General features: G+C 63.3%; 19 protein-coding genes. 11 read left to right on the plus strand and 8 right to left on the minus strand.

What is annotated here, in order from left to right; genetic code table 11:
• Nucleotides 1-22: 22 nt before the first annotated feature.
• Genes Y882_RS00075 through Y882_RS00090 form a run of 4 tightly spaced genes read right to left on the minus strand, consistent with a single transcriptional unit; the run spans nt 23 to nt 3,563 of the window.
• Nucleotides 23-880 carry a fumarylacetoacetate hydrolase family protein gene (locus tag Y882_RS00075; protein ID WP_046969830.1) on the minus strand — a complete coding sequence of 286 codons (858 nt, stop codon included), beginning with the start codon at nt 878-880 and terminating at the stop codon, nt 23-25.
• Nucleotides 881-893: 13 nt separating this feature from the next.
• A complete protein-coding gene (locus tag Y882_RS00080) occupies nt 894-1,640 on the minus strand; it encodes an SDR family oxidoreductase (RefSeq protein WP_046969831.1) in 747 nt (248 codons plus the stop codon).
• Nucleotides 1,641-1,686: 46 nt separating this feature from the next.
• Nucleotides 1,687-2,541 (minus strand): amidohydrolase family protein, encoded by an 855-nt coding sequence (locus Y882_RS00085; RefSeq protein ID WP_046969832.1) that lies wholly within the window; start codon nt 2,539-2,541, stop codon nt 1,687-1,689.
• Nucleotides 2,538-3,563: an aldo/keto reductase gene (locus Y882_RS00090; protein ID WP_046969833.1), complete on the minus strand. Its 1,026-nt coding sequence runs from the start codon at nt 3,561-3,563 to the stop codon at nt 2,538-2,540. The genes Y882_RS00085 and Y882_RS00090 overlap by 4 nt, the downstream gene beginning before the upstream one ends.
• A gap of 353 nt (nt 3,564-3,916) precedes the next feature.
• On the opposite strand from Y882_RS00090, the gene Y882_RS00095 reads away from it, so the two are divergent.
• The 6 genes from Y882_RS00095 to Y882_RS00120 are packed head-to-tail and all read left to right on the plus strand — an operon-like array spanning nt 3,917 to nt 14,637.
• Nucleotides 3,917-4,873 (plus strand): glucokinase, encoded by a 957-nt coding sequence (locus Y882_RS00095; RefSeq protein ID WP_162207374.1) that lies wholly within the window; start codon nt 3,917-3,919, stop codon nt 4,871-4,873.
• Between the two features lie 26 nt (nt 4,874-4,899).
• A complete protein-coding gene (locus tag Y882_RS00100) occupies nt 4,900-7,041 on the plus strand; it encodes a glycoside hydrolase family 2 protein (RefSeq protein WP_082120855.1) in 2,142 nt (713 codons plus the stop codon).
• On the plus strand, nt 7,041-8,666 hold the full coding sequence (locus tag Y882_RS00105) for an alpha-L-fucosidase (protein WP_425479373.1): 1,626 nt from the start codon (nt 7,041-7,043) through the stop codon (nt 8,664-8,666). The genes Y882_RS00100 and Y882_RS00105 overlap by 1 nt, the downstream gene beginning before the upstream one ends.
• Nucleotides 8,663-9,721: a glycosyl hydrolase family 18 protein gene (locus Y882_RS00110; RefSeq protein WP_046969836.1), complete on the plus strand. Its 1,059-nt coding sequence runs from the start codon at nt 8,663-8,665 to the stop codon at nt 9,719-9,721. Before Y882_RS00105 ends, Y882_RS00110 begins: the two co-directional genes overlap by 4 nt.
• Nucleotides 9,708-12,032, plus strand: coding sequence for a family 20 glycosylhydrolase (locus tag Y882_RS00115; protein ID WP_052949509.1), 2,325 nt, complete (start codon nt 9,708-9,710; stop codon nt 12,030-12,032). The genes Y882_RS00110 and Y882_RS00115 overlap by 14 nt, the downstream gene beginning before the upstream one ends.
• 19 nt (nt 12,033-12,051) lie before the next feature.
• Nucleotides 12,052-14,637: a glycoside hydrolase family 3 C-terminal domain-containing protein gene (locus tag Y882_RS00120; RefSeq protein ID WP_046969838.1), complete on the plus strand. Its 2,586-nt coding sequence runs from the start codon at nt 12,052-12,054 to the stop codon at nt 14,635-14,637.
• A 35-nt stretch (nt 14,638-14,672) separates the two neighbouring features.
• Here the strand turns inward: Y882_RS00120 and Y882_RS00125 are convergent, their stop codons facing one another.
• On the minus strand, nt 14,673-16,040 hold the full coding sequence (locus Y882_RS00125) for an alpha-L-fucosidase (RefSeq protein ID WP_046969839.1): 1,368 nt from the start codon (nt 16,038-16,040) through the stop codon (nt 14,673-14,675).
• A 153-nt stretch (nt 16,041-16,193) separates the two neighbouring features.
• Between Y882_RS00125 and Y882_RS00130 the strand changes: the two genes are divergently transcribed.
• From Y882_RS00130 to Y882_RS00150, 5 genes are all read left to right on the plus strand, one after another.
• Nucleotides 16,194-17,276 (plus strand): sialidase family protein, encoded by a 1,083-nt coding sequence (locus Y882_RS00130; protein ID WP_046969840.1) that lies wholly within the window; start codon nt 16,194-16,196, stop codon nt 17,274-17,276.
• Nucleotides 17,277-17,903: 627 nt separating this feature from the next.
• Complete coding sequence (locus Y882_RS00135; RefSeq protein WP_046969841.1) at nt 17,904-20,915, plus strand: TonB-dependent receptor plug domain-containing protein; 3,012 nt, start codon at nt 17,904-17,906, stop codon at nt 20,913-20,915.
• Nucleotides 20,916-21,142: 227 nt separating this feature from the next.
• Nucleotides 21,143-22,741, plus strand: coding sequence for an alpha-L-fucosidase (locus Y882_RS00140; RefSeq protein WP_046969938.1), 1,599 nt, complete (start codon nt 21,143-21,145; stop codon nt 22,739-22,741).
• A 289-nt stretch (nt 22,742-23,030) separates the two neighbouring features.
• Entirely contained in the window at nt 23,031-23,381 is a 351-nt protein-coding gene (locus Y882_RS00145) for a hypothetical protein (protein WP_156171261.1), read from the plus strand.
• A 232-nt stretch (nt 23,382-23,613) separates the two neighbouring features.
• Nucleotides 23,614-24,393, plus strand: a complete 780-nt coding sequence (locus tag Y882_RS00150) for a hypothetical protein (protein ID WP_046969843.1) — start codon at nt 23,614-23,616, stop codon at nt 24,391-24,393.
• Nucleotides 24,394-24,654: 261 nt separating this feature from the next.
• Here the strand turns inward: Y882_RS00150 and Y882_RS19870 are convergent, their stop codons facing one another.
• The 3 genes from Y882_RS19870 to Y882_RS00160 all read right to left on the minus strand — a co-directional run bounded on the left by Y882_RS19870 (nt 24,655) and on the right by Y882_RS00160 (nt 26,551).
• Nucleotides 24,655-25,161 carry a hypothetical protein gene (locus tag Y882_RS19870; RefSeq protein WP_156171263.1) on the minus strand — a complete coding sequence of 169 codons (507 nt, stop codon included), beginning with the start codon at nt 25,159-25,161 and terminating at the stop codon, nt 24,655-24,657.
• 127 nt (nt 25,162-25,288) lie between these two features.
• On the minus strand, nt 25,289-26,092 hold the full coding sequence (locus Y882_RS00155) for an acyl-CoA thioesterase (RefSeq protein ID WP_046969844.1): 804 nt from the start codon (nt 26,090-26,092) through the stop codon (nt 25,289-25,291).
• 36 nt (nt 26,093-26,128) lie between these two features.
• Nucleotides 26,129-26,551: a hypothetical protein gene (locus Y882_RS00160; protein ID WP_046969845.1), complete on the minus strand. Its 423-nt coding sequence runs from the start codon at nt 26,549-26,551 to the stop codon at nt 26,129-26,131.
• Nucleotides 26,552-26,614: the final 63 nt, after the last annotated feature.

Genomic DNA, 26,614 nt, shown 5'->3' on the forward strand with positions numbered 1-26,614 from the left:
AAGAAGAAAGCAGGGACATCGTTCAGGCGCGCGTAGCGGGATAGGCGAGCACGTCTTGCCGCTGCCGGCCCAGTCCTTCGATGCCCAGTTCGATCACGTCGCCCGGCTTCAGATAGGTGGGCGGATGCAGGCCGAGGCCGACGCCAGCCGGCGTGCCCGTGCTGATCACGTCGCCCGGCATCAAGGTCATGTAGCGGCTGATGTAGCTCACCAGCTGCGCCACGCCGAACACCATCGTGCGCGTATTGCCGTTCTGGTAACGATGGCCATTCACCTCGAGCCAGAGCGCGAGCTTCTGCGGATCGGGGACTTCGTCCTTGGTGACCAGCCACGGACCGATCGGTCCGAAGGTGTCGCAGCTCTTGCCTTTGACCCACTGGCCGCCGTGCTCGAGCTGGAACTCGCGCTCGGACAGGTCGTTGATCACCGCATAGCCGGCAACATGATCGAGCGCTTCGTTGACGTCGACGTATCGCGTGACCTCGCCGATGATCACGCCCAGCTCGACCTCCCAGTCGGTTTTCACCGAGCCGCGGGGAATGACCACGGCATCATTCGCGCCGCCGATGGCGCTGGTGGCCTTCATGAAAAGCACGGGCTGCTCGGGTACGGGCGCATTCGTTTCAGCGGCGTGGTCGGCGTAGTTCATGCCCACGCAGATCATCTTGCCGACCTGCGCCACCGGCACGCCGTAGCGCGGCGCGCCCTCGACACGGGGCAGGGTGGACGGATCGATCGCCATCAGGCGGCGCAAGCCGTCGCGACCGAGCACGCCTGCAGAGATGTCGTCGATCACGCCCGACAGATCGCGCAGGCCGCCGTCGCGATCGATCAGTCCCGGCTTTTCCGCGCCGGGTTGCCCATAACGACAAAGTTTCATGCAGTGGCTTCCATCAGTTCGACCAGCCGCCATCCACGACGTGGATGGTGCCGGTGGTAAAGGAGGATTCGTCGGAGGCGAGATAGAGCGCGAGCGCGGCGATCTCTTCGGGCGTGCCGAGTCGCCCCATCGGCTGTCGCGAGGTAAAGCCCTGCCATGCGGCTTCCTCGTCGCCACCCAGGGCGCGCACGCGCTCGGCCAGCGACGGCGTCTTGACCGTGCCGGGGCAGATCGCATTGCAACGTATGCCGGCCGAGACGTAATCGGCAGCGATCGAGCGCGTCAGGCCAATCACTGCCGCCTTGGTCGCGCCGTAGGCAAAGCGATTGGGCACGCCCTTGATGCTCGAGGCGACCGAGGACATGTTGACGATGCTCCCGCCGCCGCGACTCAACATGCCGGGAAGCACCGCGCGGCACAGATGAAACATGCTGTCCACGTTGATCGCGAAGGAGCGGCGCCAGCTGGCATCGTCGGTATCTAGGATGGTGCCTGCGTGCACGTAGCCGGCGCAGTTGAACAGCACGTCGATGCGCTCAGTCGCACCCACCAGCGCCCGGATCGCGGCGGCGTCGGTGACATCGAGCATCTGCGTGCGGATCGAGGGATGGCTCGCGGCCAGCGAAGCGAGGCTGTCCTGCTGGATATCGGTGGCAAGCACGCTGGCGCCAGCCTCGGCAAAGGCGAGCGCGGTGGCGCGACCGATGCCCGCACCGGCGGCGGTGACCAGCGCATGCTTACCCGACAGTCGGCCGCTCATGCGCGACGCTCCGCGGCATTGAAGTGGCAGCAGGTGAACCAGGGTTTCATGGCGTAGTCCCCGAAGCGGTTGCCGGCTCACGGCTGGCGAGTGAATAGATCGTCGCGGCGTTGCCGCCAAACACGGCTGCCTCGTGGCGACGGGCGAATCGCCGCGTCAACTTTTGCGCGCAGTCCTTCCATTGCTGGTAACTCGCGTGCGTGGTGAGCACGGGCCAGTCGCTGCCCCACATCACGCGTTGGCCGCCGAAGCTTTCGAAGAGGTGCGCCACATAGGGCTCGATGGCGGCCATGTCGGTGTCCTGGCCAGTCAGGGTCAGCAGCCCCGACAATTTGCAGGCCACGTCAGGCACCTGGGCGACGCGCGCGATCGCGCCGGCCCACGAGGCGAATTGCCCATCGACGATGCCCGGCTTCGCGCCGTGGTCGACCACGGTGACCAGGCCCGAGTGCCGGGCCAACCGCTGGGACAAGGCGCGCAGATGTCGGCCATCGACCAGCGCATCGAACACCAGGCCGTGGTCGCGCAGGCAGTCGAAGGCGCGATCGAGCGAGGGTCGGGCGAGCCACTCGGTATCGGGAATGTCCTGCACCATGGGGCGGATGCCACGCAGCAGACCTTGTCCGCTCTCGACCAGGGCGGCGATGCGTTGCGCGGCATCGTCCGCTTCCATGTCGACCCAGCCGATGACGCCGAGCACGCCCTTGTTCTGCCGGGCGATCTCAAACAGGTAATGCGTTTCCCGCTCATCGGCTGCGGCCTGCACGAGGATGCAGGCGTCGGTCGTCACCTCAAGATCCGGCGGAAGAAATGCCCGCTGCAGTGCGGCCGGGGCCTGCGCCAACCAGCCGTATTCGAGCCGCGACGGATCCCAGTAGTGACGGTGCGCGTCGATGATCATGGCGTCGGCACACTCTTCTCGAGCAGGCCTTGTTCGATCAGCGATGCCCAGGTCGCATCGGGAACCGTGGCGCTGATGCGCGCGACGGCGTCATCAACCTCGGAGATCGAGCGCAGTCCGCACACCACCTTTGTCACTGCCGGGTGCGCGAGCGGAAACTGCAGCGCAGCCGCGCCGACGCGCGTGCCGGTGCGCGCGCACACATCGTAGAGTTGCTGCGCGCGCGCCTTGATGGCCGGCGATGCCGGTGCGTAGTCATAGGTATCGCCCGGACCGGCGTCCGCGCCGAGCAGGCCCGAGTTGTAAGGGCCGGCGATCAACACTGCGACGCCGTCAGCGGCAGCCCGCGCCATCACGGCTTGGCTGCGCGCCTGTTCGAACAAGGTATAGCGCCCCGCCAGCATGATGGCGTCCAGCGGAAAGCGATCCATCACCTCCAGGCAGACGGTCTCTTCGTTCACGCCCAGGCCGATGGCGCCCACCACGGCCTGGTCGCGCAACTCGACCATGGCCGGCAAGGCCTCATCCAGCGCTTGCTTCAATACCTGCGGATGACGCGAGCCATGGGTGAGCTCGCCGATGTCGTGCAGCAACAGCAGATCGATGCGATCGGTGCGTAGCCGGCGCAGGCTGCTCTCGAAGCTGCGCAGGATGCCATCGCGCGTGTAATCGAAATAGGCCCGGCGACCGTCGACTGCGAAGCCGTCGCTGCGGTCCTTGCGTTCTTCGTCGACATCGATGAGTCGGCCGACCTTGGTGGAGAGCGTAAAGCTGGAGCGTTCGACGCCTTGGAGTGCATCACCGATGCGCGTCTCGCTGAGGCCGTAGCCGTAATAGGGAGCGGTGTCGAAATGCCGAATGCCCCGGTCCCATGCGTGGGCGATGGCCTGATGGGCAGCCTCGTCGCCGACTCCCTCATACAGGTTGCCCGCCGGCGCCCCTCCAAAGGCGAGCGACGCGAGCCGGGCCTCGGCTTTGCCTGGCTGGCCGGAAAACCCCTGGTGTTCGTGCTGAACCGGCATCAAGACCCCCAAAACCCGCCTCCTGCAAGGCCGGATGACTACACGATCGGACGCCCGCCACCCGGGCGACGCCGCCTTTCGGTCATCGTACTACTTGTGCATAGATAAAAACTAGGTTTATATGTGAGCGGACGAGCAGGGCGGCAGACCTCGACTTGACGCGCTGGCGCGTCGCCGTTGGCCTGCTATTGAATCGATCGAAATCACCCGGTCTACTGGGTGGAGCAAGCACAGCATCGGGGTGGGTGATGACGCCGTTGTCGCATAAGGGGCTAGCGCCTTCGCAGATGGACCGCCTGCAGGAGATGGGCGGACCGATCGTCACGAGCGTCCTCGGACAGCAGGCACGCCCGGTGTCTCCCTTCCTTGCCGCGGATCTGGGCGGCACCCATGCACGCGTCGGCCTGGTCGTGCCCGATGCCGTGACGGGCAAGCCGGACATCGTTCTCTACAAGGTCTATCGCTGCGCCGAGCACGCCTCGCTGGTTGATATTCTCGGCAGCTTTTGCCGCGAGCACCGCGTGCAGCCGGATGCGTTGGTGTTGGCCTGTGCAGGATTCCTCGAGCATGGCGTGGTGATCAACGAGAGCCTGGCCTGGCCTGTGCTGCTGGACAGCCTATGCAGCGAAGGCGGGTTCGCAACCGTTGATGTGTTGAACGACTTCGAGGCGTTCGCGCATGCGGTGGGCCATTTCGACGAAGCGAGCAGCACCGCCATCGTGGATGGCGTCGCCAATCCCCATGGCGCCGTAGCCGTGATCGGTCCCGGCACTGGCCTGGGCGCCGCGCTCTGGTTGCCGGGCCGGCCGCCTCGCGTGCTGCACACCGAAGCCGGACATATGGAGCTGGCCGCGCGCCCCGGCATCGAACAGACCATCCGCGCACAGCTGGGACCCATCGACGGTTACGTGCCTTATGACCGCGTGCTCAGCGGGCCCGGTCTGCTGCGCCTCTATCGCGCCCTCGCTGCCGTGCAAGGCGTGCCGGCAACGCTCACGGAGCCCGGCGAGATCACCGCCATGGCACTGGCGGGCATGGACACGTTGGCCACGCAGACGGTCGATCAATTCTGTCGCTGGCTGGGCGCCTTCTGTGGCGACGTAGCGATCGCCTTCAACGCGAGCGGCGGCGTCTGCCTGGCTGGCGGCTTTCTTGCGCGGATCACCAACGTGCTTCGTTCCGGGCCGTTCACCGAGCGGTTCCTGGACAAGGGAGTGATGCGCTCGTTCTTGAACAACACGCCCGTCTTCGTCGTCGAGCACGGGCAGCTGGGCGTACTGGGCGCCGCGAACTGGCGCTTGGGTCACTGATACGGGGTTAGAGCAGGGGCGGGGGAATGACTTTGAGGTGGGGTTACGCGCTGGCGATGCTGTGCTCGATGCTGCTGTGGCCGGCCGCCGGCCATGCGCAGCTGCGCATCGACCTGGACCACGACTGGCGCTTCCGCACCGACGCGGCCGATGCCGGCGTCACCGCCGGCTGGCCGGGCGCCATGCCGGCCGAGACGCGGCAGGTGGACGTGCCGCACACCTGGAACATCGGCAAGGATGACGACTACGAAGGCGTCGCCTGGTACTTCAAGAATTTCACCGTGCCGGCGTCGATGCTGTCGTCCCACGTCGAACTGCATTTCGGCGCCACGTTCTATCGCAGCCGCGTCTGGGTCAATGGCGTGGAAGTGGGCGGGCACGAAGGTGGCCACACGGCGTACGCGCTGGACATCAGTCGGCAGCTACGCGCGGGAGAGAACCGGATCGCCGTGCGCCTGGACAACCGCCCCGGCGGGGCGACCATTCCCGGTTACGCGATGCGCCAGGCGGGCAGCGGCAGCGTGTGGTACGACTGGTGGCATTACGGCGGCATCGTGCGCGATGTGTGGCTCACCGTTTCCGACCACGCACTGATACGGCGACAACGCATTGCGAGCAAGCTTGGCGGCGATGCAGCCAGCGTCAGCAGCCAGGTGTACGTCGAGAACGTCGATGGCCATGACGGCAGCTACAGCGTCACCGCCAGCATCATTGATCCCGACGGCAGGACGGTGGCGCAGGCACGGCAGGACGTTTCGGCAAGGGCAGGGCAGCCTGCGACGGCGACGATTGCGGTCACGCTACCGCACCCACAGTTGTGGAACGTCGGCGACGCGCGGCTCTATCAATGGGTAACGCAACTGCACGCCGCCGACGGCACCGTGCTCGACTCGCGCAGCGACACGTTCGGGCTGCGCGAGATCGCCATTCGCGACCGCCGCCTCTACGTCAATGGCAAGCCGGTGCGGCTAAGCGGCGTCAGTCGCCACGAAGACTCGCCGTGGGAGGGATTGGCCGAATCGGCGGGAACGATAGACCGCGACTGGTCCGACATGGTCGCCCTGCATACGACGCTGACGCGCCCGGTGCACTATCCGCAGAACGATGAAGTGCTCGACTTCGCCGATCGGCACGGCATCCTGCTGGTGCCCGAAATCCCGGTGTGGCAGTTCAGCCAGGCGCAGCTGAAGAATCCCCGGTTGCTCGCCCTCGCCAAGAACATGATGCGCGAGATGATCGAGCAGGATGGCAATCACGCCAGCATCTTCGCCTGGAGCGTGTGCAACGAAAGCGATGCGTCCACGCCCGGCGGCCGGGCCTACGTGGACGCCATGGCTGCGCTGATTCGCGAGATCGATCCGGGCCGCCTGGTGAGCTTTGCCGATGCCGACATCAGCATCAAGCCATGGAAAGAGGCGCCGGTGATGCACGACGTCGACTTCATCATGGCCAATGCGTACTTCGGCTCGTGGAGCGGCTCGGGCAGCGACGTGGAACCCTGGCTGGATTTCATCGACCGCACCTATCCCGACAAGATGGTGATCATTTCCGAGTTCGGCTATCCCGGCGTTTTTTCGCACGACAGCGTGTCCGCCGACAAGGCGCGCGCCGAGAACCTGCTCCAGCAGATGGATGCCTTCCAGCGGCGCAGCTTCATCGCCGGCACGATCTTCTGGACCTACCAGGACTACAAGTCGCATCGCAATCTGTGGCCCGGCCAGACCGAAGGTTTTGTCGACCACGGGCTGGTCGATGCGTACCGCCAGCGCAGGCCGTCCTACGCTGTCTACGAAACGCGCAACGCGCCGCTGTCGGTGGCGACGCAGTGGCGGGTTGATGCTGGCGGGCTGCGCGGATTCCAGGCCACGGTAAGCGGCTACCCGGCTACGCACCTGCCTTCCTATCCCATGCTTGGCTATGTCGCCCACTGGCACGCCATCGACGATCGCGGCCACGAACTCGCGCACGGTGACGCAGTATTGCGTGACTTGTCGCAACCGATCCGATTTGAAGGTGCGTGGCCTGCCGTTGGCAAGGACGCGGCGGTACACCTTGCGGTGGACGTCATTCGACCCGACGGCGTGCGCGCCGGCGGTGTGTCCAGCGACTACCACCCGCTGGCCATCGGCAGCGCCCACTATCTTCCGAACAAGGACGACCAACCATGATGAAACCGGTCGCGCGTTGCGTGCTCGTCGCGGGCTGGTTGCTGGGCGCATCGGCGTGGGCACAGTCGGCCACGGCGCCCACGGCGGACAGCCTGTCGCCCGCAGCGCAGGATCAGGCCTGGCAGCAGGCCAGCGCCAAATTCGCGCCACAACGCAAGGCGATACTCGATCGCGTGGCCAAGGCGGAAGGCAAGGGGCCATTCCGCAGTGACTGGGCGTCCTTGCAGAACTACCGCTCGCCCGCCTGGTACGACGATGCCAAGTTCGGCATCTTCATTCATTGGGGCGTCTACTCGGTGCCCGCGTTCGGCAGCGAGTGGTATTCGCGCAACATGTACCAGCAGGGGACCAAGGAATTCGCCCATCACGTGGCCACGTACGGCCCGCAAGCAAAGTTCGGTTACAAGGACTTCGTGCCGATGTTCAAGGCCGAGCACTTCGATGCGAAGGCATGGGCGCAGCTGTTCCATGACGCCGGCGCGCATTATGTCGTGCCGGTGGCCGAGCATCACGACGGCTTTGCCATGTATGACTCTTCGCTATCGGACTGGACGGCGGTCAAGAAAGGCCCGAAGCGCGACGTGATCGGCGAACTGGAGCACGCCGTGCGAGGGCAGGGCATGCGTTTTGGCGTGTCCTCGCATCGCGCCGAGCACGACTGGTTCTTTGATGGCGGGCGCCGCTTCGATTCGGACGTCAACGATCCGCGCAATGCGGAACTGTACGGCCCGGCGGTGGCGCACCTGAGCAAAGAAGACGAGAACCTGGCGCAGGACTGGACTTACGTGTCCCAGGCGTGGCTGGACGACTGGCTCGCGCGCACCGTCGAACTCACCGACAAATACCATCCGGACCTGATCTACTTCGATTGGTGGATCGGCCATCCGACCTTCCGCAACACGCTGCCGACCCTGCTCTCGTACTACTACAACGAAGGCGCGAAGCGCGACGGCGTGGTGGTGAATTACAAGCTGGGCGACTTTGCCGAAGGCGCCGGTACGCTGGACGTCGAGCGCGGACAGCTGCAGGGCATTCATCCCACCCATTGGCAGACCGATACCTCGATCAGCAACGATTCCTGGGGCTATATCGAGCACGACACGTACAAGTCGCCGACCTTCATCATCCATCTGCTGGTGGATGTGGTGAGCAAGAACGGCAACCTGATGCTCAACGTCGGGCCGCGCGCCGACGGCACCATTCCCGATGGCGCGCAGGACACATTGCGCAGCATCGGCCGCTGGCTGAAGACCAATGGTGAGGCGATCTACGGCAGCAAGCCATGGCGCACGTTCGGCGAAGGCCCGACCGAAGTGGTGAGCGGCACCTTCCAGGACACCAAGACCAAGCCATACACCGCCGAGGATTTCCGCTTCACCACCGGCAACGGCAAGCTCTATGCGATCGAGCTGGATTGGCCCGGCAAGGCACTGGCCACGATTCATTCGATCAAGCCCGATGACAAGGTCACGCGCGTCGAGTCCGTGGCCGATGGCCAGGCCATCGCGTTTACGCAGGACGCCGACGGCCTGCATCTGCGGCTCCCTGCGCATCCGATCGGCAGCGATGCCTACGTCTATCGCATCACCTTCTCCAATCCCCGTTCACTCAAGGCTGCGCCATGAATCGTTGGATGTCCCTGGCCCTAACGCTGTGTCTTGCCTGTGCGTCGACCGGCGCCTTTGCGAAGGCGCCGACCGCGCTGTTCTATATGATCGAAATGCAGAAATCGATCAACTCGTTCGAGGCGCACGTCGACAAGGTCGACCTGCTGGTGCCCACCTGGTTTGGCGTGGACGGGAACGGCCTGGTATCGGGCGCACCCAACCTCTACGTGCTCAAGCTGGCCAAGGCGCATCGCGTGCCGGTGATGCCCATCATCTCTGCCGGTGGCGACCGCAAGAAGTTCCACGATCTGCTGGTCAACGAAACCGCCAAGAAGGCGATGATCGACGGCATGCTGGAGCAGGCGAAGCTTTACGGCTTCGTCGGCTTCCAGTTCGATTTTGAGAACATCGCCTGGACCGATCGCGACGCACTGACCCTGCTGACGCAGCAGACCGCCACGGCGCTGCACAAGCATGGTTTGAAGCTTTCCATGGCGGTCGTGCCGAACGCGCCGGGTTACTCGGGCCGCGGCCCCTTCGCCAAATGGATCTGGGAATACTGGAAAGGCGCGTACGATCTGAAGGCGCTGGGACAGGCGCTGGACCTGGTCTGCCTGATGACCTACGACCAGCACACCCGCTGGACCACGCCGGGGCCGGTCGCGGGCATGCCATGGGTGATGGCGAACCTCGAGTACGCCTTGAAGGTGGTGCCGAAGGAGAAGCTCTCGCTCGGCATTGGCCTGTATGGCTACCACTGGTTTGCCGGCGATCCGGTCGGTGCGGACGGCAAGGAGAGTTCGAACATCTCCGCGCAATACATCGACGCGGACGAATCGTTCCCGCTGGCCAAGCAGTTCAACGCCGCCATGCAGTGGGATCCGGTCGAGCACGAGTCGTGGTTCTATTTCTATCGCGACCAGATGCGCGAATGGGTGTTCCTGCCCGATGCGCACGCCTTCCGCGATCGCTACGACGTGGTCAAGCAATACGGCCTCGAAGGCTTCTGCGCGTGGGTGATTGGCGCCGAGGATCCCAACATCTGGGAGGCGCTGCCCGATGCGGTCCGCTAAGCGCGGCTTGCAGGGACCATTCGCATGGGCGTTGGCGTGCCTGCTAAGTCTGGCCATCGATGCCCGCGCGGCGGACACGCCGTCCATCATTCCGCTTCCTGCGCAGATGAGCGTGGAGCAGGGCAGTTACGCGATCAGTCCTGCCGCCGTCATCCATGTAGCAGCGGGTGATCGCGCGGCTGCCGATGCAGCCCACTACCTTGCGGATCTGCTGGTGCGGACACGCGGACTGTCGCTGCCGATCAAAGCGGATGCGACGTCGACCAGCCGGGGCGACATCGTGATTCGCAGCGATGCAGGCGCAAGCGTCTCGCAGCCGGAAGCTTATCTGCTCGACGTCGATGCGCAGGGCATGCGCATCACGGCACGGGACGCGGCAGGACTGTTCTACGGCGCGGTCAGCGCCTGGCAGCTGATGACGCCCGATGCGGCCAAAGGCGCCGTCTCGGTGCCTCTGCTGCATATCGTCGACTGGCCGAGATTTGCCTGGCGAGGACTGATGCTCGACTCGGCGCGCCATTTCCAGCAGCCGGCCGAGATCAAGCAGCTGCTTGATGCGATGGCGCAGCACAAGCTCAATGTCTTCCACTGGCATCTCACCGACGACCAGGGATGGCGGCTGGAGATCCGCCGCTATCCCAAGCTCACGCAGGTAGGCGCATGGCGTCAGCCGCCCGGCGATGGAGACACCAAGTACGGCGGCTACTACACCCAGGCCGACGTGAAGGATATCGTTGCCTACGCTGCCGCCCGCCACATCACGGTGGTGCCGGAGATCGACATGCCCGGCCACGCGCAGGCTGCCGTGGCGGCTTATCCGGATATCGGCGTGACCGGCGAGCGCCCCCCGGTTTCGATCAACTGGGGCGTCAACCCTTACCTGTTCAACGTCGACGAGCACACGATCCGCTTCCTGCACAACGTGCTGGACGAGGTCATGGAACTGTTTCCATCGACCTTCATCCACGTGGGCGGCGACGAAGCCATCAAGGATCAATGGCAGGCATCGGCTGCCGTGCAGGCGCGCATGCGCTCGCTGGGCATCAAGGACGAGAAGGCGCTGCAGAGCTGGTTCATCGAGCGCATGGGGCAGTACCTGGGGCAGCATGGACGTCGACTGATCGGCTGGGACGAAATCCTCGAAGGCGGCGTGCCGCCATCTGCTTCGGTGATGTCCTGGCGTGGCACGCAAGGCGCGATCGACGCGGCGCGACTGGGGCACGACGTGGTGCTGTCGCCGGCACCGACGCTGTACTTCGACAACCTGCAAAGTCATCGCGACGATGAGCCGTCCGGACGACTCGGCGTGCAGACGCTGGCCCGGGTCTATGCGTTTGAAGCCGTCTCGCCGGAGCTCACCGCCGAACAGGCCAGGCACGTACTGGGGGCGCAGGCCAACATCTGGACCGAGTACCTCACGGCACCCTGGCAGATCCAGCATGCGGCCTTCCCGCGTATGGACGCCCTCGCTGAAGCGGCCTGGACGCCTGCGACCGAGCGGCGCTTCGATGACTTCATGGCGAGGCTGCCCGCGCAGTTCGACCGCTATCGGAAAATGGGCATCTACTTTGCCGATAGCGCCTTCGCCGTCGAGATGCACGCGCAGCCATCGCCGCGCAACAGCGACAAAGTCACCGTGACGCTAGCTGCGCAGGAGCCGTCGGCCACCATCCGCTACACCATCGACGGCACCGTGCCGCAGGCGAGTTCGCCTGTCTACGCAGCACCGATCGAGGCGGCGCTGCCTGTCACCATCAGTGCGACGACGTTTGCGGTCAACGGACAGCCGCTCGCGCGCGTACGCACGCAGCGCTTCGACACGCGCACGCTGGCAAGCTACGACGGCAATGCGCTTGCGGCCTGTCCGAAGGGCGACCTGGGCCTGCGCGTGCCGCTGTTGCCCGATGCCACCGCGCCGGCGCCGGTCTACAACGTAGACGTGATGAACAGCTGCTGGCGCATGGCGAATGTGTCGCTGGACGACGTCGTGGCCATTTTTGTCGACGGCGCCTGGCTCGCCCGCAATTACGGGCTGGCGCATGACGCCTCGAAGGTGGTGGCTCGCGCATCGCACCGCGCCGCGGGCGAACTCGAAGTTCACCTCGATACATGCAGCGGCCCATTGGCGGCAAGCTTGCCCTTGCCGGCAGAAGCCTCGCCAGGCAGGACATACCGCGTTGCGGCCGCCGTGACGGCGCACGGTGGTACGCACGACCTGTGCATCCTGTCGACGGCGCCGATTCAAGGGCCGCTGGCCGGCGTCAGCCGCGTATCGTTCAACTATCCCGCGTCGCTGGGCGCAACGCAGTGATCCGGTGGAGCGGGCGCGCATGAGGCGGTTGCATCAGATCTTGGTGCTGACGAGCCTGCTGCTCGGCATATGGCCTGCGACACCCGCGCGGGCCGACGAGGCGACGGAGCGGGCCGCCAGCCTGGTGGCGCGCATGACGCCGGCCGAGAAGATCGCGCAGTTGCAGAGCGCCGCTCCGGCGATCCCACGCCTTGGTGTTCCCGCGTACGACTGGTGGAGCGAAGGCCTGCACGGTTTTGCGCGGCTTGGCGAGGCGACCGTCTTTCCGCAGGCCATTGGCCTTGCGGCCAGCTGGGACCCTGCGTTGCTTCACGCCGTAGGTGGCGTGGTTGCAGCGCAGGCGCGCAGCAAGTTTCTCGCGACGGGCCTGAAGGAAGATCATGGGCGCTACAACGGCCTGACCATCTGGTCGCCCAACATCAATATTTTCCGCGACCCACGCTGGGGGCGAGGGCAGGAAACCTATGGCGAAGATCCGCGCCTGACGGCAACACTTGCGGTGGCCTTCATCGAAGGGCTGCAAGGCGATGATCCGATGCATCCCACCGTCATCGCCACACCCAAGCACTTCGCCGTGCACAGCGGTCCGGAGCCTGGCCGACATGGCTTCGACGTAGATGTCTCCGCGCACGATCTTGAAGACACCTATCTGCCTGCATTCCGCGCCGCGATCGTCGAAGGTCGCGCGGGATCGATCATGTGCGCCTATAACGCGATCCATGGCGTACCCGTGTGCGCCTTGCCGTGGCTGCTCGGCGAACGCCTGCGCAAGGACTGGGGTTTCCAGGGCTACGTGGTGTCCGACTGCGATGCGGTGGACGACATGACGATGTTCCACCACTACCAGAAGGACAACGCCGGTTCGTCGGCCAGCGCCCTGCGCGCGGGCACGGATCTTGACTGCGGCTCGGCGTATGCGGGGCTTCGCGACGCACTGGCGGACGGCAGGATCAGCGAGCACGACCTTGATGTGGCTGCCACGCGCCTGTTCGCCGCGCGCTATCGGCTCGGCATGTTTGACCCATCCGCGCCAGCACCGCGGAATGCTCCCGATGCAGCGCGCGCGCTGGCGTTGCGTGCGGCTGGCGAATCCATCGTGCTGCTCAAGAATCGCGACAACATGCTGCCGCTGAAGCCCGGTGGCCGCATTGCCGTGGTCGGACCCAATGCCGATGCCTTGTCCGTGCTGGAGGCCAACTATCACGGCACGGCGCGGCAGCCCGTGACGCCGCTCGAAGGCATGCGCACGTTGTGGGGCGAACAAAACGTGCGTTACGCACAAGGTTCGACACTGGCCGATGGCGTGACCGTGCCCATTCCCGTGACGGCGCTGCGTAGTGATCGCGCCCACGGCTCGCCCGGTCTCAAGGGTGAGTACTTCCGAGGCACGCAGCTGACGGGCAAACCGGTGATGACGCGCTTCGACAGCAAGGTCGATCTGGATACGGACCACCTCTCGCCCTTGGACGGGGCCGCGGCATCCAAATATGCAGTGCGCTGGACGGGCCAACTGCTGCCGCCCGGCGCAGGCGACTACACACTGGCCGTGCGCGTGGATCGATGCTTCGATTGCCGCGGACACGATCCCGTCCATCTCTACCTGGACGGACATTTGATAGCCGGTACCGTCGGCAGCGAAGAGCCGCCCTCGGTGAAAGTCCATTTTGACGACACGCGTCCGCACGATCTGCGCCTGGAGTGGGAGCACAGCGGCGAGGACCAGGGCATCCACCTGGAATGGATCGCCCCTGCGGATGCGCAGCTCGCGGAGGCTGCCAAAGCGGCCACCGATGCCGACGTTGTGGTCGCCTTCGTGGGCTTGTCGCCGGGACTGGAGGGCGAGGAGCTGAAGGTCGATGTGCCAGGCTTCATGGGTGGCGACCGGACCGCCATCGATCTGCCTTCATCGCAGCAGCAGCTACTGGAAGCGGTCGCTGCCACCGGGAAGCCGCTGGTAGTCGTCTTGATGAGCGGCAGCGCCGTGGCCTTGAACTGGGCCAGCGAACATGCGGATGCCATCATTGCCGCGTGGTACCCGGGCGAGCAGGGTGGATTGGCGGTGGCGCAAACGCTCGCCGGCGTGATGAATCCCGCCGGGCGTCTCCCGGTGACCTTCTATCGCGACGTGCGCGATCTCCCGCCCTTCATCGATTACGGCATGAAGGGCCGCACCTACCGTTACTTCAAGGGCGAGCCACTTTATGCGTTCGGTGATGGCCTCAGTTACACCACCTTTGCCTATGACGCGCCGAAGCTGTCCACGCAGAGCCTCAAGGCCGGCGAATCTCTCGATGTCGCGGTGAACGTGCGCAACAGTGGCATGCGTGGCGGCGACGAAGTGGTGCAGCTCTATCTTGGATATCCCGATGCGCCCGATGCGCCGCTTCGGGCATTGGCGGGCTTCCAGCGCGTGTCCCTCGCCGCGGGCGAGCAGCGAACCGTGCGCTTCCACCTCGATGCGCGCGCCCTGAGCCTGGTGGATGCCGCTGGCGCACGTGCCGTCAGGGCAGGGCGCTACGCGGTGTTTGTGGGCGGCCACCAACCTTCAGCGGGTCAGCAGTCGGTAATGCTCACCATCGCAGGACACGCCGACGTGCCGCGTTGAGCATGCCCATGAATGGCATGAACAGCGCCAGCCGTTCAGTTCGATGGCAACGGGCCAGCGTCGAACACCTGGAATTCGCGGATGGATGCATCGCCGACGCTGGAGAGTATGTTCAGGCGCACGCGCTGCGCCGTGACCCGCGGAAAAACATCGATCTTCGTGTGACCGATGGCCTCGGCGCCGGCAACCGCATGCCACGCCTTGCCATCGAATACCTCGATGGCGTACTTGCGCACATGCTGACCGTCGTCCAGCCATTCCATGCTGAGCGTGCGATCGAAGCTCACCGGATGACCGAAGTCGACTTCGAGCGTGGCGTGCCGGGCGCCGGCGGGTGCGGACCAGAACGTATCCTTGTTGCCGTCCAGCGCCGCTTCGACGTTTTCGTCCGCGCCCACGTGATGACGCGCCAGGTTGCTGGCATCGCCGTAACGCGCGCGCAGCGCCTTGCCAAACGCGTCGAGGCGGGCGACGTCGGCGTCCGGCAGCCGGCCGTGGCGATCCGGCGCGATGCCCAGCATCAACTGGCCGCCGCGCCCGACGCTGTTTTCCCAAGTGTCGACCAGCTTGGCCACGCTCTTGAGCGTGGCTTCGTCGTTGGGATGCCAGAACCAGTGCAGGTCATGCAGGGGAGTGTCGACTTCCACCGGGCGCCAGCGCTGGTAGCCGTGGCGGTCGATGACGTTCCAGTTTTCGCCGCGGATATAGCCATCCTCCTGGCCCACCCAGCGAAGGTCGCCGTACTCGAACAAACCCATGTCGGCAAACACCATGGCGTTGGGCTGGTAGGTTCGCAGCGTTTCGATGTAACGCGGGAAATCGTAGACATGGCCGGCGCTGCCCGCGCCATCGAGCCACCATTCCACCAGCGGCCCATAGTGCTGGGCCAGCTCCTCCACCTGGGCGCGGTAATACACATCGTATTCCTGCGGCTGCTTGTAGCGCGGCTCATGCCGGTCCCACGGCGACAGGTACACGCCGAACTCCAGTCCCTCGGCACGGGCTGCATCGGACGCAAGACGAACCAGATCGCCCTTGCCATTCATCCATGGGCTGCTCTTCACCGAGTAGTCGCTCTGCGCAGTCGGAAACAAGGCAAAGCCGTCGTGGTGCTTGGCGACCATCACCATGTAGCGCGCTCCCGCTGCGCGACTGGCGCGCGCCCATTGCGCCGCATCGACATGGTCGGGATTGAACACCTTGGGGTCGGCCGTGCCGTCGCCCCACTCGCGGTCGAGAAACGTATTCGTGCCGAAATGCACGATCACGCCGAACTCCAGATCCTGCCAGTGAACCTGCTGGGGAGAAGGCTTGGTGTCCGCCGCGGTTTGCGCCGACGCTGCCTGCGAATAAAGGGAGAGCGCCAGGGCGGCGCCAAGGAAGGTTCGGACAAGTCGCTTCATGGGCCACCTTGGAGTCAAATCATTTAGACGTAAATACGTCTGTATGCAAGATTTCATTAGAGGACGGAAGACGCAGTCGTGTCAATAAAATATGGCGTCACGTTGCAGGCAGGATCGCTTGGATTTTGTCTCGCTTTCGCTTTGCTCCTCGCTATGCCGTTTCCTGCGGTAGCGGGTCAGTCGCCCGTTGTTTCGACGGAGTTCATTGCAACGCGCCCTCCGACCGCGCAATGCCATGCGGGCACCATCGTTGAAACGCCGACAGGGCTGGTTGCGGCATGGTTCGGCGGCAAGCAGGAGCGCGATCCTAGCGTCGGCATCTGGGTATCCCGACAACTTTCCGGCCGTTGGACAAATCCGCGCGAGATCGCCAACGGCAAGCAGCCGGATGGTTCGCGGCTGCCCGCATGGAATCCCGTGCTCTTCCAGGTGACTGCGGGCAGGCTGATGCTTTTCTACAAGCTCGGCCCGGACCCGCAGCACTGGTGGGGCATGTGGATGACCTCCGATGACGATGGCGCCACCTGGTCCGCACCACGGCGACTGGCGCACGGCATCCTCGGTCCGATCAAGAACAAGCCCATCGAACTGCCCAATGGCGACATCCTCAGCCCGTCCAGCACAGAACTGGGCGGCTGGCGGGTCCATGTCGAGCGATCGACGGACCATGGCCAAACCTGGACGGCCAGCAGCGATATCTCATCCAGCGGCATCGACGCGATCCAACCGAGTCTGCTGCGCAAGCAGGATGGCAGCATCGAGGCCATCGGCCGGACGCGGCAAGGACATTTGTTCTGGTCGCAGTCCCTCGATGGCGGTCGCCAGTGGTCACCGCTGCGCCTGCTGGACGTGGCCAACCCCAACTCGGGCATCGACGCCGTAGCGCTGGCAGATGGCCGATATCTGCTCGTCTACAACCCAGCCTCTCCTGGCCCGCAGTGGTGGGACGGGCGCGGAACACTGGCCGTGGCCATCAGCATCGACGGCCTGCACTGGCAGAGGGTGCTCACGCTCGAAGACAAGCCCGGCCAGGAGTACTCCTACCCGGCCGTGATCCAGGGGCGCGACGGACGGATCCATGTCCTATACACATGGCAGAGAACGCGCATGCGGCATGTAGTGATAGATCCTGCCTTGCTGCGCGCAGCGGTACTGCCGACCGGTAAGCCCGGCAAGTCGTCCGGCTCAAGCTCGAACCTTGAGCCTTTAAGCGGCCTCAATCAGACGGCCAAGTGAGACCCAGTCGTCGTAATGACAGCTCCGTGCAGGGTAGGGCGGACGAGCAGGAATCCCCGGGGAAAGAACCACTTAGATGGCAAGTTGCCGCCTGCAGCGCCGCTTTTTGTCAGCATTGTTGCAATGCAACTTGCATCGATCCAGATTCGGCTTATAAGTAAGTCAAATATGAACTACTAGTTCGTATATGAATCTCTTCTCGCAAGGGAGCGAGACGAGGAGCGGGGCAGGGATGGGGCGTGCGGGCAAGGGCTACGCGCGGCGACAAACGATACAGCCGTGCAGCATCCGCGATCTGCGTCACGGTGAACGAATTGGCCGATGCAGAGCAAGCGTCATGAATCGCTGTTGGCTGTCATTCACGCCCGGACATTGAAGAGGACACATGAGCAAGAGCTGTTCTTGCGCAGGAAGGACAGCGGCAACAACAGGCAGTGGATGGCATGCATCAAGCCGTCTCGCCGCCTGGTCATGGGCAGGATGCATTGAAGCGTCTGTTCCGGGATGGGGACCGCGTGAGCGGACCGGGACGGGCGAGTGAACACAGCGCACAAGAAGTGAATAGAGCTGCTGGGCGCAAAGCTCCACAGCAATCACACCATTGAAGCTTTACGGGGAGGGTTAACCATGAACAGAATCCGTTTGCGACGCAGCGTACTTGCCACTTCGATGGCGCTGGCGCTTTTCACGCCACTTGCTTTTGCACAGTCGACATCGGCCGGTAGCGATCAGTCGTCCTCGCAGCAGGCATCCGCGGATGCGAAGACATCCAGCAAGGCCGACAAGACCGTCGAATTGCAGGGTGTCACCGTCACCGGCTCGATGATTCCGCGCGCGCAAGTCGAGGGCCCGGCCCCCGTGGTTTCCATCACCGCGCAGGAGATTAAGGACCAGGGCTATACCACGCTGTGGGAGTTCCTTGATTCGTTGCCGCAGGTGGGTCAGCAGACTTCGGATCCGGCGTCCTGGGGTTCGAGCTCCGTCAATGCGCGCTCGGTCAACCTGCGCGGCGTCGGCCCCGGTTTCAGCCTGCTGTTGATCGATGGCCATCGCGTGGTGGATTACCCGCAGCCGCTCAACAAGCAGAGCAATTTCCAGAACTACAACAACCTTCCCATCGGCATGATCGACCATGTCGAAGTGCTGGCCTCCGGCGCCTCGTCGATCTACGGTTCGGATGCGGTGGCAGGCGTGATCAACGTGATCCTGAAGAAGAATTATCAGGGTGACGAACTGCAGATCACCGGCGGTGGCGCCACTCGCGGTGGCCGCGACTACGGCGACATCAATTTCTTCGGCGGCCATTCCGGCAGCAACTGGCACATCCTCTACAACCTCGAGCAGTCCAATCGCACGGCGCTGTGGGGCAAGGATCGTCCGTATCAGGATTCGGTGTCCGACGCCGGCTACGGTGCCTGGGGCCCGGCGTCGCGCATGTTCGGTTATCAGTACGACGCTGCCGGCGCCATCGCGCTCTCGGCAACGGATGCCAATGGCCACTACATCACGCCGCCGGCCGGCACCTGCTCGAAGTTCACCAACTCGCAGCTGAGTCAGTCGCATTCGGTCACCACCAACGGCACCCAGATCGCCAGCATCACCAACAACGGTTACTACTGTTCGCAGCCCGCGCTGTTCCAGAACTGGGTGCTGACGCCCGGCAGCCGCAGCCAGAACGGTTACCTGGCCGGTGAGTACGATTTCAGCAATGGCTTGCAGCTGTACGGTTCGGCCGCTCTCTACGACACCACCGGCATCTCCAACACCCAGTTGCCCGTGGAAGTGACCGGCCAGTTTTACGACCAGAGCACGGGGCAGGTGATCAACCAGGGCATTCGCCAGTTGACCGCGCAGGAGATGGGCACGGCGGCCAACACGCATGACCGCGAGCAGAACTGGAACCTGCAGGTGGGCCTGCGCGGCACGATGTTCGACAACCGGTTCAACTGGGATTTGAACCTCAATAGCCAGAAGTACACGGTGCGCGAAGACTATACGGGCATCAACGTCGCGGGCATGAACAACTTCTTCCTCGGCAAGCAGCAGGGCACCACCGCCGACGGCCTGCCGATCTACAACATGAACTGGCAGCAGTGGTGGAATCCGATCACGCCGCAGCAGTACGGCCAGTTCGCGGTCAACGGCGAAAACACCTCGTCCTCGTGGCTGGACCAGGCGCAGTTCCGCATCAACGGCGATCTGTTCAAGTTGCCGTGGGTGGACGAGTCGGTGGGTTGGGCGGCGGTGCTCGAAGCCGCGCACAACGGCTTCCTGCTTTCGCCCGATCCGCGCTCTGCTGATCCGACCACGTTCCAGAATCCGTTCGGCGCGTATCTCACCGGTGGCGGCACGCGCCAGCGCTTCTCGCTGGGCACCGAGTTCCGCGTGCCGATTCTCGATACCTTGACCTGGACCATTTCCGGCCGCGGCGACAAGTACAACGACGCCAGCATGGCCGACGTCGCCAAAACCTGGGGCACGGGCCTGGAGTACCGTCCGTACGAAGGCCTGCTGCTGCGCGGCAGCTACGGCACCAACTTCAAGGCGCCGGACATGCAGGCCATCTACCTGACCGGCTCGACCTCGCCGGTGGGTGATTACATCGACCCCCTGCAGTGCATCAACGCGATCAAGTCCGGCCAGTCCAACAGCACCTGGTGCAGCCTCGTGCAGCGCCCAACCTCGCAGTACTACAACTTGAACACCAACGGCAGCCGCCTGCTCGAGCCGCAGACCGGCCACTCCTGGACCTACGGTTTCGTGTGGCAGATCCCGGGCGTGCAGGGCTTGTCGGTGTCGGCCGACTACTGGCACATGGGCGTGGACAACGCGATCGAATATCTCGACAAGGACACCGTGCTGGTCGACGAAGCCGGTTGCCTTACCGGTCTGCAGGCCAACGGCACGTCGGCGCTTTCGCCGTATACGGCGCACGTGCCGGGTTCGGCGTATTGCCAGATGGTGACCCAGATGGTCCAGCGCAACGCCGCTGGCCAGATCATCTCGGAGGAGTCCGGCCCGATCAACGAAGCGTCGCTGTACGTCAGCGGCATCGATGCCTCGCTCGACTACAAGTTCCACACCGAGAACTACGGCAACTTCCGCGCCAACATCAACTACACCGACAACCTCTCGTACAAGCAGCGCGTGCTCGCGTCGGACCCGCTGCAGAACACCCGCTACAACAATGTGGCGAGCCGCATGACCTGGATCGCCGACTGGACCAAGGGCGACTGGAACGTGTCGATCTCCGGTGTGCGCGACGGCAGCATGCGCGCTCCGAACTACGCTGGTTGCGTGGTGCTTCCCAATGGCATCCAGCCGGGCATGGTCAACGTGCAGAACGGCAGCGAGTCGATCAGCACGGGCGTGTGCCAGGTCACCCAGGATGGCAATCCGGTCGCCGTGGATTCGGCCACGTATCGCGGCAGGACGCCGGTGTGGATCACCTGGAACACGGCGATCGGCTGGCAGATGAATCCGGACACGATGTTGAAGCTCACCGTTTCCAACATCTTCGACAAGGTCGGCGCGATCCCGTACTACGCCGGCGGCTTCGAGTTCGTCACGACCGGTCAGACCGCCGATGAATACAACGGCCGCGAGATCTTCCTCACGTTCGATTACAAGTTCAAGTAAGCCCGTGTTTCCCTGCCTGCTGCAGGCATGATTCTCCCCGCGTCTGACGGGCCGGCCTCGGCACTGCCGAGGTCGGCCCGCTCATGACCACGACGGCAGGGGAGGCGCATTCAAGATGACGGGCGCCTTCCGGTGTGGATCAAGGAGTAGGGCGTATGGCGTGGTGGAAGAAGGGCACTCGCGAAAGCCGTGCGGTCGTTTCACAGCGTGGCCACCGTTGGTTGGGCATGGCTTGCGCGCTATGCACGACAACCGCCGTCGCCGGCAATTCACCACCAGGTTTTGCGCCACCGGATGCAGTAACCATCGAACGACAATGGGAGGATGCGAACCGTCCGTTTGATGGCGCGCGCCAAGCCGTGCTTGCGCAAACACATAAAGCAGCCTGGCAAGGCCCCATGTCGCCGGACTGGAAAAGCCTCACCGCCTATCGCACGCCAGCGTGGTACCAGGATGCCAAGTTCGGCATCTTCATCCATTGGGGCGTGTACTCCGTCGCGGCGTACAAGGGCGAATGGTATCCACGCCATATGTACGAACGCAGCGGCGAGTACGCCAACTACTACCAGCATCAGGTCAGCACCTATGGAGCGATGCCGCAGGTCGGCTACAAGGATCTGATTCCACGCTTCAAGGCAGAGCATTTCGATCCGCAAGCGTGGGCAGCCTTATTCCACGCGGCAGGCGCACGTTACGTGGTTCCCGTGGCCGAACACCACGACGGCTTCGCCATGTACGACTCCAAGCTATCGGATTGGACGGCCGTCAAGATGGGACCGCATCGCGACGTGATCGGCGAGCTGGCCAAGGCGATCCGCGCGCAAGGCATGAAACTGGGCTTGTCGTCCCATCGCGCGGAACACGATTGGTTCTACGAATACGGCCGCAGCTTCGACTCGGACGTCAACGATCCCAAGTACGCCGCTCTGTACGGACCGGCACATCCGACCGAGTCGGCCAAGGGCGCCGATGGCAAGGACGTCGACTGGACCTTTGTTTCGGACGCCTATCTCAACGACTGGCTCGCACGCTCCTCCGAAATCGTGCAGGACTACCACCCGGATCTGATGTATTTCGATTGGTGGGTCGGTCAGCCGCGCTTCCGCGGCGCGCTCGCCGAATTTGCCGCCTTCTACTACAACCAGGCGGCGTCGCGTGACCAGGGCGTGGTGCTCAACTACAAGCTCGACAACATGATGCCCGGCACCGGCACCTTGAATATCGAGCGAGGGCAGGCCGCCGATATCCTCGCGCAACCATGGCAAACCGAAACCTCTGTCAGTCCCGACTCCTGGGGCTACGCCGAAGGCGACACCTACAAGTCACCCGACGAAATCGTGCAGCTGCTCGCCGACGTGGTGAGCAAGAACGGCAACCTGCTGTTGAACATCGGCCCCAAAGCCGATGGCACGATCCCCGACGAGGCCAAAAGCATCCTGCTGTCCGTGGGCCAATGGCTGAAGCTCAACGGCGAAGCCATCTACGGCTCCCGCCCATGGCAACACTTCGGCGAAGGCCCCACCCAAGTCGCCGCCGGCATCATGCAGGACACCAAGACCAAGCCGTACACCCCCGAAGACTTCCGCTTCACCACCCGCGACGGCCACCTCTATGCCATCGAGATGGAGTGGCCTGCGAATGGCCAGGTCGTGATTCACTCCATCACGCCAACCATGGCGGTTCGGAAAGTGACACTGTTGGCCACAGGTGCCGCGATCGCTTCCCAGCAGAAAGCGGACGGCTTGCATCTACAGGTGCCGAGCCAGCCTGCGGGCGTGCATGCGTATGTTTATCGCATTGACGCTCAGGCGGCTGGGCATCCGTAAGGCTTGGCAGAGCGACTGAGCTCGGACAAGATCAATAGATCTTGGATCTGATTAGAAAGGCGGCCAAGAGGCTGAGTGGCAACGGGAAACGCCTGGGGTGGCACGACCAGGCCGGGCCGCGAGGTAGTGTCTTCATTTCGCATGGCGCTGTCTGGTACACGATGCATTCTCTGCGAGCGACGGTCGGTCGGCCCAACCTGGCACACCCGGCCAGTCGCGCGCCAAAAGCGCAGACGACGATTTACGCCAAAGCGATTACGCCGCATGGATGAGGCCGCGAGTGAAGGGCATGCCCTGGACCGCGCCTGCGTACGACCAATTGCAGCCTCAGGGGGTGCCGGACCTGTTCTGCATCGCAGTGGATGACGGCCGCTGCACGTGCCACGCGGAACAGGGCACGAAATATGAGGTTGAGCCTGGCGTGTGTCGCGCTATCGCGCGTGATGGCGTCTACAACCCCTTCCGCAAGCCGCTGGAGCACGTCTCGCCGCGAACTGGGCGGCAAGGCGAGGACAAGGGGGAGGGCGCTACAAAGGAGCAGCCGACGGCTGTGGCTGGAGTGGGCGGCTACTGGCCTAAGCCGACGATCCCGCAGGACTACAGTCCGCCCGAACATCAAATCGCCACAGGGATGAACTAATGCCTATCGTTGTATTGCTGGCAGAACTTGGCCTCATCCCCGAGGCGGTAGCCTCGGTGGTCGGAGCAATCGCTGGCTGCTATGCCATCTTGCACGCGTGACGGGCGATGAGGACGGCATTGCAGGTAAGGCGATCCTGAGGGGAGGGGCTTCTTATCGCGCTCGATTCTAGCCCGAGACGAAAGGCAGAGCATGACGTATTATCTGGACCTAAATCAGGGGAGATTTACGTATGTCGCCGCTAAAGACAAGAGAGTGGATTCTTATTATTGCAATAATCGTCTGCGTGGAGGCGTTTATTGCCTATGTGAGCGAGATGCATCAGCGCTCGGTCTCAGCACTTAACTATGTAACCTTTGCGGCGACCATTGTATCGATCGTCCTCGCGGTCATTGCAATCCTCCTATCCGTAGTTACAACTTACGCCGACAAAAACACCTCTATTAGCCTCCGAGATAACGTGGATTCTCTCGGGAAGAAACTTGTCGTTCTGGATCAGATCTCCGAGAAAGTGGAGGGTCTTCGCAATGACAGCAAAGAGACCGCTCGACGCCTCGATAGCATTGAGAAGTCCCAACAAAGGGACTATGGAAAAGAGGTTGACGCGAACGTCCAGGGACCTGCTCCGAAGGCCGGGAAGGTTGGACTGAACTATCTGTTGGGCAACTCGACAACAAGCACGATCTATGCGTGCGCCTGCTTATATATCGCGCATAAGCACGCACCGCTAAAGGCAACGAGTTCTATTCCCACGGTGTTCGAGGAAGACTCGTCGATCAAGCACTTCGAGGGGAAGACGCTCGGAGAACTCTTGAAATACTACTCGCAGCCACTCTTCTACCTTTTGCTGATGCTTGAAATTTTGACACAGGACAGTGACGGAACAATTATTTTTCCTGGCGATTTCAAGGACATAGTGACTCGTCGACTGAAGCCTTTTTTGGATGATGATAATTTCGACAACATCCAGGAGGATGCGAAATATTTGCTGGACGAGCTCGCAAAGCTTTAGGTCGTGTAGGCGCACACGTTGGCCGGACGGCTTCTGCCGGACGCACGTCCGGATACGCTCTCGCAAAGAGTCGTCGGTCTAAACCCGCGTCATTAAGCCAACTTTGCGGGATCGCTGATCGAGCAGGCATCTGCCCGCCAAACCCGCTTTTGATACCCTGTCCGCAAGGGACAGGGGGGAAGGCAATGCGGAAGCTGGATATCGTCAATTACACGTTGGCCGTGCTGTTGCTGTTGGCAACGGTTCCTATGTATCGCTACCTCATCGAGAGATCGCACGAAGCCGATACTCAGCCAGCTGCATCACCTCGGCCCGCCGTCGCGGTTCATATGGCGCCTGCGAACCCTGTTGCGCGGACCTATCCGGCGCATCAAGGAGGCATTGATCGGGTGACGTGTGAGAACGGGCTTCTAGTCTGGCATCAGAATGATCGCTCTCAGGCTGTGCCGACGCCCCGGGGTGACGATCTGGCGCGCTGCGAAATTCAAGCTGAGCCTGCTCGCCATCGAAACTCCGAAGCCAGCGAGCAAACGCCCTGAGGTTCGTTGGTGTGATCTGGCTCTGGCGGAACGCCGCGCCGGGCGGAATTAGTCGGTTTTGGCGCATTCGCCAGCCCATCCAGGCGCCGGCGAAGTCGTGACGCGATTCGGTCTGATCCTGCAGCAGCTGGGCAATGTCGTGCAGGCTAACAATCCGGCCAGCGGGGGTGATGAACTGTTGTAAGTCGTTGTCGTAGTGCCACTTCAAGCGTTTTCGGCGTCGTGCCATGGGTGCTTTCCGTGCGTGGGGGCAAGCAGCCAAGCCAGCGTTGTGCCAATCGCCAGGCCCATCAGCAATTGCGCATAATGTATATTATGTCAAATATCAAATGTCCCGCCCTCAGCAAGCGAACGCGTCACTCGAATATCGCGACGTTCTGCCGGCTCAGCGCGATCGGCTTCCCCTCGGGGCTCCACAGGACGGCGCTTTGGTTCAAGTAACCGTCCCGTCCCGATTTCACGACAGCATCCATCAACCACAGTCCTTCGCGTGCGGGACCGCAGTCGTCGGTAAGCATCTCCAGCGTCCAACTGAGCGAACTGGCGTTGGTCGGTCGATTCACCAGCGAGAGGCCGGGCGATGGAATGGCGTCTGCGTAACCGATGATCTGGGCCTCACCCAACGCACCAGGTCCGGCATAGGGTTCATCGCGGAACCCGACGTATATCTGGGTCTTCGGCGCCGTCTCGCCCTTGAAGATGGTCACCCCATGCGACCAGCGCATCGTCATGTGCTTGACGAAGCGAGGCAGGACGCCTTCGATGTATGGCATCGATGCCCCTGCTTCCGCCGGCGGCGCGTCGGGCTTGGGCAATTGTATGTCGATCATCGAGTAACGCGATTGCCCGAAGGTGCCGATCACCAGACATGCCGTATGACCCCGATCGAGAATGCGCGCTTCCAAATGAATCACCGATTTGCCCGCGCGCAACACGTTCGCTTCGATGTGCACAGGCCCTGGTGGCACGGGAGCAACGAAGCTGGTCTGCAGTACGCGCAGCGGCACTGACAAGGGAATCAGTCCGCGCATCGCACGCACGGCGATGGCCGCCTGAAGGCCGCCAAAGATGGTGCGCCCCTGTGCCCATTGATCTGAAACGTCAGCGGTCCACATGCCCTCTATCGGTCGAACCGTGTCCAGCACCTGCGAATACAGCATGATGTCCTCATCACTCCAAAAGAAGAAATGGCGCTTTTAGGGCTTAGATGCGCACAAGCCCCAGAGCACGATAAGCACGGCGACCGTGATGGCCACCGAACCTCCAGCGATCAGTGCGGTGACCGCCATTTCACGCAATCGACTGGCCTGATGACCGGCACCGGCAATAGGCAGCGCTCGGCTCGCGCCCCACACGGCGGCGAGCAGAATGCTTGCGAAAATGGCATAGAGGCCGGCTGTGGCGGTGAATTGTGCGGTTCGCTGCGCGACTTCGGACAACACGAGGTGCTGCCACATCAATCCCATGGCCCACAGCGTCATGCCGCTTTGGAGGCCTGCAACGTGCACCGCCACACCCATGCGCGGATTGGCCAATACTGGAATGGCGAAGGCAACCAGCAGGCTGAGCAGGAACAGTACCGTGCCGGCAATCAACAGCTGTTGTGGAATCGGATTCATTGATGTTCTCCGGGAGACTGGAGCGATCGGTGTAGACGCGAGTGCGCGGACGGACTGCCGATT

This window comes from Dyella japonica DSM 16301, assembly GCF_001010355.1.
GTDB classification, from domain to species: domain Bacteria; phylum Pseudomonadota; class Gammaproteobacteria; order Xanthomonadales; family Rhodanobacteraceae; genus Dyella; species Dyella japonica.

Excerpts from the sequence above, each read along its gene's own strand:
- Y882_RS00075 (WP_046969830.1), bottom strand. The coding sequence starts at position 880 with ATGAAACTTTGTCGTTATGGGCAACCCGGCGCGGAAAAGCCGGGACTG.
- Y882_RS00080 (WP_046969831.1), bottom strand. The coding sequence starts at position 1,640 with ATGAGCGGCCGACTGTCGGGTAAGCATGCGCTGGTCACCGCCGCCGGT.
- Y882_RS00085 (WP_046969832.1), bottom strand. The coding sequence starts at position 2,541 with ATGATCATCGACGCGCACCGTCACTACTGGGATCCGTCGCGGCTCGAA.
- Y882_RS00090 (WP_046969833.1), bottom strand. The coding sequence starts at position 3,563 with ATGCCGGTTCAGCACGAACACCAGGGGTTTTCCGGCCAGCCAGGCAAA.
- Y882_RS00100 (WP_082120855.1), top strand. The coding sequence starts at position 4,900 with ATGACTTTGAGGTGGGGTTACGCGCTGGCGATGCTGTGCTCGATGCTG.
- Y882_RS00105 (WP_425479373.1), top strand. The coding sequence starts at position 7,041 with ATGAAACCGGTCGCGCGTTGCGTGCTCGTCGCGGGCTGGTTGCTGGGC.
- Y882_RS00110 (WP_046969836.1), top strand. The coding sequence starts at position 8,663 with ATGAATCGTTGGATGTCCCTGGCCCTAACGCTGTGTCTTGCCTGTGCG.
- Y882_RS00115 (WP_052949509.1), top strand. The coding sequence starts at position 9,708 with ATGCGGTCCGCTAAGCGCGGCTTGCAGGGACCATTCGCATGGGCGTTG.
- Y882_RS00120 (WP_046969838.1), top strand. The coding sequence starts at position 12,052 with ATGAGGCGGTTGCATCAGATCTTGGTGCTGACGAGCCTGCTGCTCGGC.
- Y882_RS00125 (WP_046969839.1), bottom strand. The coding sequence starts at position 16,040 with ATGAAGCGACTTGTCCGAACCTTCCTTGGCGCCGCCCTGGCGCTCTCC.
- Y882_RS00130 (WP_046969840.1), top strand. The coding sequence starts at position 16,194 with ATGCCGTTTCCTGCGGTAGCGGGTCAGTCGCCCGTTGTTTCGACGGAG.
- Y882_RS00135 (WP_046969841.1), top strand. The coding sequence starts at position 17,904 with ATGAACAGAATCCGTTTGCGACGCAGCGTACTTGCCACTTCGATGGCG.
- Y882_RS00140 (WP_046969938.1), top strand. The coding sequence starts at position 21,143 with ATGGCTTGCGCGCTATGCACGACAACCGCCGTCGCCGGCAATTCACCA.
- Y882_RS00145 (WP_156171261.1), top strand. The coding sequence starts at position 23,031 with ATGCCCTGGACCGCGCCTGCGTACGACCAATTGCAGCCTCAGGGGGTG.
- Y882_RS00150 (WP_046969843.1), top strand. The coding sequence starts at position 23,614 with ATGTCGCCGCTAAAGACAAGAGAGTGGATTCTTATTATTGCAATAATC.
- Y882_RS19870 (WP_156171263.1), bottom strand. The coding sequence starts at position 25,161 with ATGGCACGACGCCGAAAACGCTTGAAGTGGCACTACGACAACGACTTA.
- Y882_RS00155 (WP_046969844.1), bottom strand. The coding sequence starts at position 26,092 with ATGCTGTATTCGCAGGTGCTGGACACGGTTCGACCGATAGAGGGCATG.
- Y882_RS00160 (WP_046969845.1), bottom strand. The coding sequence starts at position 26,551 with ATGAATCCGATTCCACAACAGCTGTTGATTGCCGGCACGGTACTGTTC.